Origin of the sequence: Streptosporangium sp. NPDC023825 (assembly GCF_040639575.1) — a bacterium.
Taxonomy (GTDB): domain Bacteria; phylum Actinomycetota; class Actinomycetes; order Streptosporangiales; family Streptosporangiaceae; genus Streptosporangium.
The window spans coordinates 20,431-33,650 of record NZ_JBFAAE010000011.1 but is presented as its reverse complement, the minus strand read 5'-3'; the positions used below and the strand labels follow the sequence as shown (position 1 = coordinate 33,650).

The 13,220-nt window shown below is 70.5% G+C and carries 10 protein-coding genes; 5 read left to right on the top strand and 5 right to left on the bottom strand.

The genetic code is table 11. The features are described from left to right. Nucleotides 1–435 precede the first annotated feature (435 nt). The 5 genes from AB0G15_RS12870 to AB0G15_RS12850 all read left to right on the top strand — a co-directional run bounded on the left by AB0G15_RS12870 (nucleotide 436) and on the right by AB0G15_RS12850 (nucleotide 7,493). Complete coding sequence (locus tag AB0G15_RS12870) at nucleotides 436–2,514, top strand: BTAD domain-containing putative transcriptional regulator (RefSeq protein WP_362838244.1); 2,079 nt, start codon at nucleotides 436–438, stop codon at nucleotides 2,512–2,514. A 700-nt stretch (nucleotides 2,515–3,214) separates the two neighbouring features. After that, nucleotides 3,215–4,606, top strand: coding sequence for an aminotransferase class III-fold pyridoxal phosphate-dependent enzyme (locus AB0G15_RS12865; protein ID WP_362838241.1), 1,392 nt, complete (start codon nucleotides 3,215–3,217; stop codon nucleotides 4,604–4,606). Then, nucleotides 4,588–5,628: an NAD-dependent epimerase/dehydratase family protein gene (locus AB0G15_RS12860; RefSeq protein ID WP_362838238.1), complete on the top strand. Its 1,041-nt coding sequence runs from the start codon at nucleotides 4,588–4,590 to the stop codon at nucleotides 5,626–5,628. Before AB0G15_RS12865 ends, AB0G15_RS12860 begins: the two co-directional genes overlap by 19 nt. 15 nt (nucleotides 5,629–5,643) lie before the next feature. Continuing rightward, on the top strand, nucleotides 5,644–6,609 hold the full coding sequence (locus AB0G15_RS12855; RefSeq protein ID WP_362838236.1) for a UbiA prenyltransferase family protein: 966 nt from the start codon (nucleotides 5,644–5,646) through the stop codon (nucleotides 6,607–6,609). 20 nt (nucleotides 6,610–6,629) lie between these two features. Continuing rightward, nucleotides 6,630–7,493: a BTAD domain-containing putative transcriptional regulator gene (locus tag AB0G15_RS12850; RefSeq protein ID WP_362838233.1), complete on the top strand. Its 864-nt coding sequence runs from the start codon at nucleotides 6,630–6,632 to the stop codon at nucleotides 7,491–7,493. A 45-nt stretch (nucleotides 7,494–7,538) separates the two neighbouring features. Here AB0G15_RS12850 and AB0G15_RS12845 read toward each other — a convergent pair whose 3' ends face one another. The 5 genes from AB0G15_RS12845 to AB0G15_RS12825 all read right to left on the bottom strand — a co-directional run bounded on the left by AB0G15_RS12845 (nucleotide 7,539) and on the right by AB0G15_RS12825 (nucleotide 13,214). Next, the gene (locus AB0G15_RS12845) at nucleotides 7,539–8,720 is read right to left on the bottom strand and encodes an endonuclease/exonuclease/phosphatase family protein (protein ID WP_362838230.1); all 1,182 of its coding nucleotides are present in this window, start codon (nucleotides 8,718–8,720) and stop codon (nucleotides 7,539–7,541) included. 130 nt (nucleotides 8,721–8,850) lie between these two features. Further along, nucleotides 8,851–9,885 (bottom strand): glycosyltransferase family 2 protein, encoded by a 1,035-nt coding sequence (locus AB0G15_RS12840; RefSeq protein WP_362838227.1) that lies wholly within the window; start codon nucleotides 9,883–9,885, stop codon nucleotides 8,851–8,853. A gap of 3 nt (nucleotides 9,886–9,888) precedes the next feature. Then, nucleotides 9,889–10,920 carry a glycosyltransferase gene (locus AB0G15_RS12835; RefSeq protein WP_362838225.1) on the bottom strand — a complete coding sequence of 344 codons (1,032 nt, stop codon included), beginning with the start codon at nucleotides 10,918–10,920 and terminating at the stop codon, nucleotides 9,889–9,891. A gap of 99 nt (nucleotides 10,921–11,019) precedes the next feature. Then, the gene (locus AB0G15_RS12830) at nucleotides 11,020–12,132 is read right to left on the bottom strand and encodes a lysylphosphatidylglycerol synthase domain-containing protein (protein WP_362838222.1); all 1,113 of its coding nucleotides are present in this window, start codon (nucleotides 12,130–12,132) and stop codon (nucleotides 11,020–11,022) included. Beyond that, on the bottom strand, nucleotides 12,129–13,214 hold the full coding sequence (locus AB0G15_RS12825) for a glycosyltransferase family A protein (protein WP_362838220.1): 1,086 nt from the start codon (nucleotides 13,212–13,214) through the stop codon (nucleotides 12,129–12,131). Before AB0G15_RS12825 ends, AB0G15_RS12830 begins: the two co-directional genes overlap by 4 nt. Nucleotides 13,215–13,220: the final 6 nt, after the last annotated feature.

Sequence of the window (13,220 nt, the reverse complement as noted above, 5' to 3'; positions counted from 1 at the left end):
CGAGAAAGCGGGAACACGAGAAACCGGCGGCCGCCTCGCGTCCGGGGCCGCCGGACTCTTCCGGCGGCACGGCCGAACGCCCATGGGGTGACCTGCCGGCCGGATCCGGCGAGCCCGGGAACGGTGGATGTTCGCGCCGGGCGCGCGGGCGGCACCGGCCCGCCGGTCCACGGCTCGCGCCGTGACGCGCCCCTCCCGTCCCGCGCGACGCCCCTGGCTGGAGTGGTCGCGCAGGGCCGATCACAATACGCGTCGCGGAACGCCGCACCGGAGTACGGGCGTCCGGGGACGTCGGCCGCGTAATCTTTTTCTTCCCTTCAGGTGAGTACCCTCCGAAGGTTGAGGACCGCGATCATGAGTCGCTATACAAAACAGGATTTATGCGTATTTGTACGTTTCATGTTGGTGCATGATATGCGCTGAAGAGTGATGCCGATGGATTTCAAGATTCTTGGACCGATCGAGGTGCGGACGGCCAATGGGCAGCCGATCGCCCTTGGACGGCGCAAACAGCGGGTGCTGCTCGCCGCCCTGCTGCTCAATGCCGGTAAGGCGGTCCCCACCCATCGAATGCTCGACTGGTTGTGGGGTGAACATGCTCCCGCCAACGCCGAGTCGAACCTCTACACCTATATCTCCGCGCTGCGCCGGGCGCTCGGTTCGCCTTCCCGGATCGAGGCGGGTTCCAACGGCTACGTGCTCCGGGTCGCTCCCGGTGAAACAGACGTGAGATTGTTCGAAGAACTCGTCTCTCAAGGACGTCTGATGTTATCCGAAGGGCGAAATGACGTCGCGCTCGAACGGTACACCCGGGCCCTGGGCCTCTGGCGCGCGGAGGCGGTTCTGGAGGGACTGTCCCTGCCCGAGCCGTTGCGGGGCGAGGCGGCGCGGCTGGAGGGGCTGAGAACGACCGTCGTGGACGCCTCGCTGGAGGCCCGTCTGGCGCTGGGCCGGCACGGCGAGGTGCTCGCCGATCTGGAGGCGTTGACGCGCAGGGATCCGCTGAACGAGCGGCTCCGGGCACAGCTCATGCTCGCCCTGTACCGTTCCGGCCGCCGGGCCGACGCGCTCGCGGTGTACCAGCGCGCTCGGGAGACGCTCGCCGCGGAGCTGGGCGTCGATCCCGGCCCGGACCTGATCCGCATGCACCAGCAGATCCTCGTCGACGACTCCGTACTGGCGGCGCCGTCACCGTCGGTCATCGCCCGCAGGGCCTTCGCCCCGGCCGAGCTCCCGATCGACTCGGCCGCCTTCACCGGGCGTGCCGCCGAGATCTCACGGCTGCGGACGGCACTGGTCTCCGCGGGCCCGGACCGGATCGCCGTCTCCGCGGTCGCCGGAGCGGCCGGGATCGGCAAGTCGGCGTTCGCCGTGCACGTCGCCCACCAGATCGCGGGCCGGTTCCCCGACGGGCAGCTCTACGTGAACCTGCACGGCTCCACCCCCAACGTCAAGCCGCTGCACCCGGCCGAGGTCCTCGCCCGCCTGTTACGTTCCCTCGGCGGCGACGACGCGGCCGTGCCGGCCGAGGTGGACGAGGCCGCCGCGCGGTTCCGCTCGCTGACCGACGGCAAACGCCTGCTGTTCCTGTTCGACAACGCCCGGGACGCCGCGCAGGTACGGCCGTTGCTGCCCGCGAGCCCTGCCTGCTGCGTGCTGATCACCGCCCGCAGGATGCTGACCTCTCTGGACGCCGTCACGCATCTCCGCCTCGACGTCATGGCCGAGGACGAGACGACCACCCTGCTCAGCCGCCTGATCGGCGAGGAGCGCGTCGCCACCGACCCTCGGGCGGCCCGCGCGATCGTACGGCTCTGCGGCGGCCTGCCGCTGGCGATCAGGATCGCCGCCGCCCGGCTGATCGCCCGGCCGGGCCTGTCGCTGCGGGTCCTCGCCGCCCGGCTCGCGGTCGAGGATCACCGCCTGTCCGAGCTGCAGGCCGACGACCGCGCGGTCCGGGCCTGCTTCATGGTGAGTTACCGCAGCCTGGAGGCCGAGCACTCCCGCATGTTCCGGCTGCTGAGCCTGCTCGGCGGATCCGACATCAGCGTCGCGGTCGCCGCGGCGCTGGCCGACCGCTCGGAGGAACAGACCGCGGATCTCCTTGATCATCTCGCGGACGTCCAACTCCTCGAGGTCCGCGACGTGGACCGGTACCGCATGCACGACCTGCTCTGCCTGTTCGCCCGCGAACGGACCCGGCAGGAGGAGACCGAGGAGGAGCAGGTACAGGCCGTACGGCGGGCGCTTCACAGCTCCCTCCTCACCGCCTGCACTCTCGGTGACGTGTGCAACCGGCGAACCAGGCGGGACGCCAAGTTCGGCCGCCTGGCCCTCGGCCGCTTCGGCATGCCGCCCGAGGGGTGCACGGCCGATCCCCGATGGCTCAACGCCAAGATGGCCGACCTGCTCTCCACCGCGCGCCAGGTGCCCGGCACGGCGGGAGACGCCACCGGCCTCCCGATCGCCCGCGGCGTCGTCCGGTACCGGCCGTCGTACGGCTGGGGCGGCTAGAAACACCGGGGCCCCTCGGAGAGCCGCCGGTCCGGCGGCCGAGCGTCCGGCGGGTCGCGAAGGCGAGGTCGCCGCACCGGGCCGCACCGGGGCGCGCTGGGCCGCGCCGGAAATCGCCCTTCGCCGCATGGGAGCGCTCCACCCGATCGGCGGCGACGAGAAATGAGTGATCGGAACCGGCGGGAAACCTTACACGCTGAAAATAATCTTCAGGCTCATCGGTCGTAATCCCGGTAATTTACACGCTGGAAAAATTCTCATGCCCGCCGTAATCGCGGAATCCGGCATGCCCGAAATCATCGCCACATGTGACCGGGACGGCCACGGGATCTTCGAAAGAAGAAATCCCGAGTCAGCGCTTCGCGCCACCCTTTCCCGCTCGCGGTTCATCGCGCCACGGCGCCGACCTATACAGATTTGTATGGTGCGAGGTATAGCCATATTTAACACCATTAGCGAGATGTCTCTCGTCTTCTCATACCGCGGAGAGAAGGCCGGCACCTTGCGCAGGAAGACCCAGGGGCTGACCGGTGACAGCGGCGGCGCTGCCGCAGGAGCCCGACGGGCGCCCACCTCGCGACGATTGCCATCCTCGGACCGAACTCACCTGTGACGCCAGCAGCTGCAAAATGCGGAAAAACGCCAGGAAAGGGCGAACGTGTCGGAGCTAATCGGCATCGATGAGTGTGAAAACCTTACCGTGAAACAGGTCCAGAACCTGTACGGGAAGTACGTCAGCCGCAGCCAGGTCAACCTCATGACCTCGTTCGGCTTCGGTCGCGAGCTCGCCGAGCGAGCCGAGGGCGCCTGGATCTGGACCCGTGACGGCCGCCGGATCCTCGACGTCACCGGAGGGGTCGGCGTCCTCAACCACGGCCACAACCACCCGCGCATCCTGGCGGCCCGGCGTCGTTTCGCCGACGCCGGGCGCATGGAGGTCCACAAGGCGTTCTTCTCCCCGTACGTGGCCGCGCTGAGCCACAACGTGGCCACGCTGCTGCCCGGCGACCTGAACATCTCCTACTTCCCGAACTCGGGTGCCGAGGCCAACGAGGGCGCCATCAAGATGGCGTACAAGTATCACGGCGGACGGCGCAACACCATCCTGCGATCCGACATCAGCTTCCACGGCAAGACCCTGGGGGCCGGAAGCCTGACCGGCTCGTCGGAGAACTCGTTCCGCTTCCCCGGGCTCCCGGGGATCGTCGTCCACCCGTACGGCGACCTCGCGGCCGTGCGGGCGGCGGTCGACGCCGCGCGCACCCCCGACGGCAGGTGCGACGTTTACGCGATCATGGTCGAGCCGTTCAGCGCGTCGAGCATGCGCTCCTGGTCGGAGACGGACCTGCGCGAGCTGCGACGGCTCTGCGACGAGCACGACATCATCATGATCTTCGACGAGGTGTACACCGGCTGGGGCAAGACCGGCAGCCTCTTCTACTTCATGCGCTATCCGGACCTGCTGCCCGACATCCTCGTCTACTCGAAGTCGCTGGGCGGCGGCAAGGCGTCCATTGCCGGGTACACCGCGCGGGAGCCCATCTTCCGCAAGGCCTACGACCGGCTCTCCGACGTCATCCTGCACAGCACGACCTACTACGGGTTCGGCGAGGAGACCGTCACCGCGATCGAGGCGATCAACGTGATCGTCGAGGAGGACTTTCCCGCGCGGGCGCGGCAGATCGAGCGCATCCTGAAGCCCGGCCTGGAGAACATCCAGAAGCGCTACCCGGACGTCGTCGGCCAGGTGACCGGCACCGGGGCGCTGTGGGGGGTGTTCCTGACCGGCGGCCCCAAGGTGCTCGACCTGGCGGGAAAGCTGGTGCCCGGCTTCTCCGGCGACCCGCACTTCCGGACCAAGCTGATCACCCTCTCGGTGATCGCCGACCTCTACAGCGAGCACGACATCGTGTCGTACTACAGCCCGAACGTCGAGAACCCCCTCGTCGTCGCGCCGACCCTCGCCATCGAACCCGACGACGTCGAGTACTTCGTGCAGAGCCTCGACAAGACCCTGTCCAAGGGCCTGCCGCGGCTGCTCGCCCGGTTCGTACGGGAGAAGGTGGGATCGCGGTGGCCTCTCGGGTCGTAGTGACCGGCAGCGCCGGGATGCTCGGCGGCAACCTGGTGCGGCGGCTCGTGCTCGACGGCCACGAGGTGGTCGGCGTGGACCTGCGCCCGCCGTCCGATCCCGACCCGGGATGGAACCACCGGGTCGGCGACGTGCGCGACGTCGCGCTGATGTCCGAGGCGATGGCCGGGGCGGACGCCGTCGTGCACTGCGCCGGCGCGCTGCCGAGCTATCCGGCGGAGCAGATCCAGAGCCTGATCGTCGGGGGCACCCACAGCGTGCTGGAGGCCGCGCGCCGGGCCGGGGTGGAGCGGACGGTCCACATCTCCTCCACCGCCGTGTACGGGCTCCCGAAGCTGGTGCCCACCCCGGAGGAGCATCCGCGCGAGCCGGTCGACCCCTACACCAGGGCCAAGACCGAGGCGGAGGAACTGGCCGACAAGTACCGGGCCGGCGGGATGTGCGTGCCGATCCTGCGCCCCAAGACCTTCCTCGGTCCCGGCCGGATGGGCCTGTTCGCGATGCTCTTCGAGTGGGCCGAGGAGGGCCGGAACTTCCCGGTCCTCGGCCGCGGAGACGTACGCATCCAGATGCTCGCCATAGAGGACCTGGTGGACGCCGTGGCCGGCGTCCTGACGGCACCGGCGGACGTCGCGAACGACACCTACAACCTCGCGGCCGCGGAGTTCGGCACGCTGCGGGAGGACTTCCAGGCGGTGCTCGACACGGCCGGCCACGGCAGGCGCGTCGTGTCACTGCCCGTCCGGCCGGCCCTGGCCGGACTCCGGCTGCTGGAGCGGACCCGGCTGTCCCCGGTGTACGGGCGGCTGGTGCACAAGCTGCTCGCCGACTCCTACGTCAGCATCGAAAAGGCCAGGGACCGGCTCGGCTTCCGGCCCCGGCTGTCCAACCGGGACGCGATCCTCCGCACGTACGCCTGGTGGCGGGAGCATCGCACCGCCGGCTCACCGCGGGGTGCCGGCCAGACCAGCCGCGACGCGTGGCGGCAGGGCGCGCTGTCGCTGGCGAAAGTCTTCTTCTGAAATGACGAGGAAAGCATGTACGTCGTCGAATCGGCAGACATTCCAGAACTCCCGCGGCCCAGGGGACCGGCCCCGGAGCAGAAAGCGGAGGCCCGGCCACGCCTGGTCACGGACCTCTTCAGACTGATCCGGCCCTCGCACGCGGCCAAGGCGATCCTCCTCGTACCGCTCGCGCTCATCGACACCTCCCTGTGGAACCTCGCCACCGTGGTCGAGGTCGTCCTGGCCACGGTCGCGTTCATCCTGGCCTCCTCCGCCGTCTACGTCGGCAACGACATCGCCGACCGGCACCGCGACGTGCACCACCCCGTCAAGCGTCACCGTCCCGTCGCCGCCGGTCGCGTGGGGATCAGGGTCGCGTACGCCTACTGCGCCTGCCTGCTCGTGCTGCTCAGTGCCGTCATCGCCCTCACCCCGGGGCCGTACTGGCCCATCGTGGCGTACCTCCTGATCAACATCGCGTACAGCCGCCGTCTCAAACACATCCCGCTCGTCGACGTGGGCACGGTGGCCGTCTGCTTCGTCCTCCGGGTCGTCCAGGGATACGAGGTGGCCGGGGGGCGGGCGGCCACCTGGCTGCTGGTCGCGGTGTTCTCGATGTCCCTGCTGCTGCTCATCGGCAAGCGGCGCCAGGAGTTGAAGACCGGCGCCGCGCACCGGCCGGCGCTCCACGGCTACTCGATGGAGCTGACCAACTGGCTGCTGCAGATCGCCTCCGTGCTCGCCCTCGTCTCCGGCCTCATGTACCTGCGCGACGAGGGCCCGTTCGGCCCCCAGTACGGCCAGACGGCGATGCTGCTGTCCACGCCCTTCGCGCTCTTCGCCCTCTTCCGCTACCTGCAGATCCAGCTGATGGACGAAGGCGGTGGTGACCCGGTCCGGATCCTGCTGCGGGACCGGGGCATGGTCGCCAACTCGATGTTGTGGGCCGCCACCCTGGGTGTGACGCTCGTGCTCGCCCACCAGCCGGTCCCGTTGTGAGAGCCACACGGAAGGAAAGCATGGAAGTCCGCATACTGGGCCCGGTCGAGGTGACCGTCGACGGCCGGCGCGTTCCCCTGGGGCCACCGCAACGACGCGCGGTGCTGGCCGCCCTCGCGGTCGACGTCAACCATCCCGTGCCACTTCAGACGTTGATCGACCGGGTCTGGAATCTTCCGCCGGACCGGGCGACGGATTCGCTGTACGCCCACATCGCACGCCTGCGGCAGGCACTGGCGGGAACCGCGGTCGCCATCGAGCGCGGCGGCGGCGGCTACGTCCTGGAGGCCGATCCCGACCGGGTGGACGCCCACCGGTTCCACCGTCTGGCGAAACAGGCGCAGACCCGTGCCGGCGACGACCCCGCCCGGGCCGCGCTGCTGGCCGAGGCGATGGAACTGTGGCGCGGCTCGCCGCTGACCGGCATCTCCGGAGACTGGGCCTCCCGGATGCGCTACAGCATCGAGCAGCAGTTCGTCGGTGCCGTCGTCACCTGGGCGCAGGCGCACCTGCGGCTGGGACGGCCCGACGCGGTGGTCACCGAACTCACCCCTCTCGTTCCCCGCTACCCGCTCGTGGAGCCGCTCGCGAGCATGCTGATGCGCGCGCTCTGCGCCCTGGGACGCACCGCGGAGGCGGTGGCCCAGTACGCGCGCCTGCGCGGGTATCTGGCCGACCACCTGGGCATCGAGCCGGGGCCGGAGCTGCGCGCGCTGCACCAGGAGATCCTGCGCGGCGACCACGACCTGCCGGTCTGGGCGGCCGAGGGAGTGGTCCTGGCCGGCGCCCACCACGCCGTCGCCGGCTGGGTGCCACTCGGGCAGCCGCCGAGCTGGATCCGCCCCGCGGCCCACGTGTCCGACCGGGTGCTGTCCAGGCCCTGACCGCTCTCCCGGAGGAGCCCCCGGAGTCCCTCCCTGCTCGCCGGATCACCCGCTCGTCGAGATGACCAGGCGTTGCCCGCTGTGGTCGGAAAGGCCCCCCGACCGCACCAGCCCGTACCGGTGCACGGTGACGTCCGGCGTGGTGAACGCCCAGTCGATCCGCCACAGCGGCCATCGGTCGTCCCAGGAGGTGGGGTAGAGCGATTCGAGCACCGGGGTGGCGTCGACCAGCCGGTCCGGCAGCAGGCGCAGGATGCCCATCGCCGGTGAGGCGTTGAAATCTCCGGCCAGCACGACCGGGTGCGGATTCCTCTCCACGTCGGCCGCGAGCGCGCGGAGGTTGGCCTGCCGCCGCTCGTGCTGGGTCCGGTTGAGGCGGCGGGGGTCCGGGCCCGGCGGGAACGCGTGGACGGGGGAGTTGATGTGCGTGTTGTAGAACGAGACGATCTTCCCGCCGTTCCCGCCGTTCCCGCTCTCCCCGCCGACGCGTACGTCCGTGCGCAGCGTCTTCACCGCCGAGAAACCAGGCAGGCCCGGGTCGGGGGGCAGGACCGCGTCGCGTTTCTCCGACACCCACGGGCGGAGGTCGAGCCCCCGCTCCAGGACGATCGGGAACCGGGAGACCGTCACCATCTCGCTCGCCGCGGCGACGTGGTAGCCGGGAAACTCCCGGCGCAGCCTGGCCAGGTCGTCCACCCGGATCGCCTTCGAGTCCGGGCCGAAGTAGATGTACTCCTGCAGGAGGTACACGTCCGCCTTCTGGTCGTGCAGGTACCGGTAGAAGTCGTCGACGTCACGCGCCGGCGTGCCGGTGGGCGGTGGCATCGTCTCCCCGCCCGTCACCATGTCCCAGTACAACGTGTTCCAGGAGAAAACCGTGATCGCGCCCGGCGGGGCGGGCGGGGGACGGTGCCACAGGGCGGCGGGATTGAGCCCGCTCAGGCCACCGCCGAGAACCAGGGAGGCGAGCGTCACCGCCGCGATCCACCCACGGGCCGTGCGCGCGGGCAGGGCCACCGCGAGCAGCAGGACCGGGAGGACCGCGAAGGCGAGCGGCGGGACCAGCTCCGGAGCCTGCCACCACCACACCCGGCCGGACAGCACGCGATGAAGCACCACGAACACCAGCCAGGCGACCGGCGCGGACAGCAGGGGCCAGGTCCGCCAGTGCGCCCGCCGGACCGGCCTGGGCCCGGCGGCCGCTGTCACCACCCGCGTATCGGTCATCGGCGGCGGCCGGATCCGGGACGTGGGCGTGGCGCGGACGTCGCAGGCTTCGCGGACGAGATCACGTCGCCGCCTCCCCCGCGGCCGGGTCCGGAACGCGCGCGTGGCGCGGGCGGGCATGGACGAGCCGTCACGTCGCCGCCTCCCCCGCGGCCGAGGGCCGCACGAGCAGGTCGGAATCGTAGAGCCGGCGGAACCTGGCGGAGAAGAACCACTGCACGACCCCGGCCGCCACCCCGGCCGCGATGGTCACGTTCACCACGAAATGCACCGTACCGTAGTAGAGCAGGAACAGCGGGCCGCGTCGCCGCAGCACGAACCGGTACATGCCGAGGTCCGCCAGGATCGACACGGCCAGGGCGAGGGCCGGCAGCGCGGCGCCGGCCGGGCCGAACACCAGCGCCGGCAGCGTGGCCACCGCCGCCAGCGCGGCGAGGCTGCCGCCGGCCCGGTTCGAGGTCTCGAACCCGCGGGCGAAGCGCTTGCGCCGCGCGTACAGCGGCACCCGGGCGCGCCCCCGCTTGAACAGCTTGCGCAGCAACTTGAACAGCTCGTCGTCGTGGTCGTGCCGGGAGCGCACCGCCGAGGTGAGCACCATGTCGTACCGCTGGGTGAGGCGATGGCCGTAGTCGACCTCCTCGGTCTCGCGCAGCCGGGTGTTGAACTCCCCGACCTCGTCGAACACGTGTCGGGGCATAGCGACCATCGCCGGGAAGAGGAACGAGATGGGCCCCTCGGAACTGGCCGTCCAGTAGTAGTACTGCAGCGCCCGGTACTCCTCGACGAGACTGTCGCGGATCAGCGGCTCCGGGTCGTGGATGCTGCACACCGCCCCGAGCCGCGGGTCGGCCGCGAGCATGCCCACCGCCACCTCGACGGAGTCGGGGTAGGCGGCCACGTCGGAGTCGACGAACACCAGGATCTCGCCACGGGCGTGGGTGGTGCCGAGGTTGCGCGCGCCGGCCACCCCCATGTTGCGCTCGGTGTGGACGACCCGGACACCGAGCCGCTCCGCGACCGCGACGGAGTCGTCGGTGCTGCCGTCGTCCACCATGATCAGCTCGATCGGCCGGTACGTCTGCTCCTGCAGGGCGCGCAGGCAGAGCTCCAGCGAGCCGGCGTAGTTGTAGTTGGGCACGATCACCGATACCAGCGGGCCGGCCATCGCTCACGCCCCCATCGCCGGCGCGGACGCTTCCGGCATGTCGTAGGTGTTGCGGAACTTGCTGGACAGCACGCAATGCGCGGCGCCGACGAACACCGCCAGCGCGACGGTGACGTTCACCAGGAAGTGGATCGCGGTGAAGTAGACGGTGAACGCCGGCCCGGCATAACCCCAGACGAAGCGGTACATCCCCAGGTCGGAGGCGATGGAGCCGGCCAGCAGCACGAGCGGCACGAGCAGCCAGAGCGGGCCGAACAGCACCGGCAGCGGCGCGGTGACGACCGCGAACAGGGCGGCGAGCGAACCCCAGCCGCGGCTGCTGTTGGTCGGGCCGCCGTTGAAGTCCGGCCGGCGCAGGTACAGCGGGATGTGCAGGCGCGCGCGGTGGAAGAACTTCGACAGCACCACGCTCAGCTTGTCGTCGTGGTCGTGCGCGCCCCTGATCGCGGTGTCCAGCACGATCCGGTAGCGCTGGGTGATCCGGTGGCCGTAGTCGGCGTTCTCGCTGTGGCGCAACGCCGGATTGAGCGGGCCGATCTCGTGGAAGACCCTGGTCCACATCGCGAAGATCGCCGAGTAGATGGTGGTGATGTCGCCCGCGTCACCGGAGATCCAGTAGTGCAGCTGGAGGCTGCGGTACCGCTCCACGCGGCTGTCGGGGATCAGCGGCTCCGGCTCGTACGTGCCGCACACCACCCCCAGCGTGGGATCGGACGTGAGCAGCGCCACCGCGTTGCCCACCGTGTCCGGGGTGAGCGCCACATCCGAGTCGAGGAAGAACAGCACCTCCCCGCGTGCGTGCTCGACGCCGAGGTTGCGCGCCGCCGGCGCCCCGATGTTGGTGTCGGTGACCAGCACCCGCACCCCGTGCCGGTGGGCTGTCTCCACCGAGTCGTCGGTGCTCCGGTCGTCGACGACGATCACTTCGATGTGCGGGTAGTCCTGCCGCTCCAGCGCGCTCAGGCACAGGTCCAGCGTGCGGGCGTAGTTGTAGTTGGGAATGATGACCGAGACCAGTGGCCGCTGCTCATCCATGGTCGATGACCCCTTCGGGTTGGCGGGCGCCCGCCGGCCGGGAGGGGGCCCACCTGGCGGACGCTCGCACGCGTTGGTCTGTTCCGATGCTTGTCAGGGCTACTTTTCTCCCGCCGCCGACGCCGATTCCGCCACCGTCGCGGGCTCCGGTTCCGTCGCGGGCTCCGGATCCACCGTGAGCTCCGGATCCACCGTGAGCTCCGGATCCACCGTGAGCTCCGGATCCGGCTTCGAGGCCGGGGCCGGGGTACGCCGGATGACGACCTCGGCCACCGCCAGCGCCGCCGCTCCCAGCGCCACCTCGCCGACCGTGGAGACCAGCCGGCTGGCCACCGCCACCACCGCGGCCGCCGGCGCGGGCAGCACCACCGTCAGGGCGGCGGTCAGCACCGCCTCGCGGACGCCGATCCCGTCGGGAAGCACGACCGTCAGCATCCCGACCGTCGTGGCCAGGGTGAACGCGCCCACGCACAGTCCCAGGGACCGCAGCGGGTCGGCTCCCATCGCGACCGCCAGCAGCCACAGGTGCAGGCCGGTGACCAGCCACGACACCGCCTGCGCGACGACCGCGAACCGTATCCCGCGTGGCGAGGCCGACCTGGCCGGGTCCGGCCGGCGCAGCACCCGCAGCACCAGTTGCGCGCCGTGGTTGACCAGCTGCGGCCGCACCAGCACGACCACGATCAGCACCGCCGCCACCGCCACCAGCCACGCCACCTGGGTGCCGAGCATGTGCACGCCCGCGAGCAGCCCGATCGTGAGCCCGGTCAGCAGGACCAGGCTCATGCTCAGCGCCGCCGTGCCCATCAACCGCCCGAGACCGACACCGTTGGCCGTGGCCACCTTGGTCGCGGCGATCAGGCCGGGCACCTTCCCCGGCACGTACTTGCTCAGGAACGTCACGAAGAAGACGCGCGCCACCCGCGGCTCGCCGACCCGCGGGCCGAGCTCGAACAGCACCGCCCGCCACGCCAGGTAGCCGAACCCCAGCCCTGCCATGCTGATCAGCAGCGCGCCGGCCAGCAGGAGACCGATCCGCCCGCCGTCGCTCCGGGCGAGCATGACGGAGACCACGCTCCAGTCCTGCCCGGCCAGTGCCGCCGCCACCGCGCCCACCAGGACCAGCGCGAACGCCGCGATCAGGGCGCGCACGAGCGCGCGGGGCAGGCGCCACGACGGGCGCCACGGGCGCCACGGCCGGCTCTCGGTCACTCGGGCGCACCGGCCGGGGAGACCGGGGTCATACCGGTCTTGGCCGGGTGCCCCTGGCGGCGGAGCAGCTCGTAGACGAGCCGTGGCAGCCCCGCGCGGGCTCCGAGAAAGAACGCCGTGTGGTAGCAGAACTGCATCGAGGCCATCAGCAGAGCGAAGCCCGCGCCCCGGTAGCGGTAGGAGTATCGGAGGAAGTCACGGTTCACCGTCACGAACGCCGCCAGCAGCAGCGCGAGCACCAAGAGCAGCCACGGCACGAGGAAGACGAACGGCAGCGTGAACAGGCTCAGCGCCGCCGAGACGGAGGAGATCCGCGGCGGCAGGCGGCGGGTGCGGGGATCCGGGCCGATCATGTCCAGCCGGAACCCGATCGTGTCGTCGTCGTACAGCCGCCGCGCCCTCAACATGATCACCGGCAGGGTGCTGGCCCTGACGAACCGCTCCCACATGCACTCCCAGAACCGGTCGACGTCGTCCGCCCTGGTGACCACGGTCGCGGTCACCACCAGCCGGTACCTGGACGGGACCCGGTTGCCGAACTCGAAGTCCTCGCCGTCGCGCAGCCGCTCGTCCAGCCCGCCCGCCTCGCGATAGACCGCACGCGGGATCAGCGAGTTGGACAGGAACGTGGACACCGCCCGCTGGCGGTCGAAGTGCTCGGAGAAGACGCGGTATCTCTCCACCGGGCCGTCGTCGTACAGCGGCTCCTTGTCGTAGATCCCCTGGACCATGCCGCAGTCGGGCGTCTCCCGGTAGGCCCGCACCGCGTTCTCCACGGCGTCCGGGGCGAGCGCGGTGTCGGAGTCCACGAAGAAGAGCAGGGGCGAGGTGCTGGAGTCGACCCCGGTGTTGCGGGCCCCCGACGGCCCCTGGTTGGTCGGCAGCTCGACGATCGTGCACGGGAACTCCCGCGCGATGTCCAGCGAGCCGTCCGTGCTGCGGTCGTCGACCACGATCACCTCGGCCGGGGGGTACGTCTGCGCGTACACCGCCTCCAGGCAGGCTCGGAGGGTCTTCTTCTTGTTGTAGTTGGGCACGATGACCGCGACATCCTCGGGTCGCGCGGTCGCCGGTTCCGTCATGTCAAT

Excerpts from the sequence above, each read along its gene's own strand:
- AB0G15_RS12825 (WP_362838220.1), bottom strand. The coding sequence starts at position 13,214 with ATGACGGAACCGGCGACCGCGCGACCCGAGGATGTCGCGGTCATCGTG.
- AB0G15_RS12870 (WP_362838244.1), top strand. The coding sequence starts at position 436 with ATGGATTTCAAGATTCTTGGACCGATCGAGGTGCGGACGGCCAATGGG.
- AB0G15_RS12845 (WP_362838230.1), bottom strand. The coding sequence starts at position 8,720 with ATGACCGATACGCGGGTGGTGACAGCGGCCGCCGGGCCCAGGCCGGTC.
- AB0G15_RS12835 (WP_362838225.1), bottom strand. The coding sequence starts at position 10,920 with ATGGATGAGCAGCGGCCACTGGTCTCGGTCATCATTCCCAACTACAAC.
- AB0G15_RS12850 (WP_362838233.1), top strand. The coding sequence starts at position 6,630 with ATGGAAGTCCGCATACTGGGCCCGGTCGAGGTGACCGTCGACGGCCGG.
- AB0G15_RS12840 (WP_362838227.1), bottom strand. The coding sequence starts at position 9,885 with ATGGCCGGCCCGCTGGTATCGGTGATCGTGCCCAACTACAACTACGCC.
- AB0G15_RS12855 (WP_362838236.1), top strand. The coding sequence starts at position 5,644 with ATGTACGTCGTCGAATCGGCAGACATTCCAGAACTCCCGCGGCCCAGG.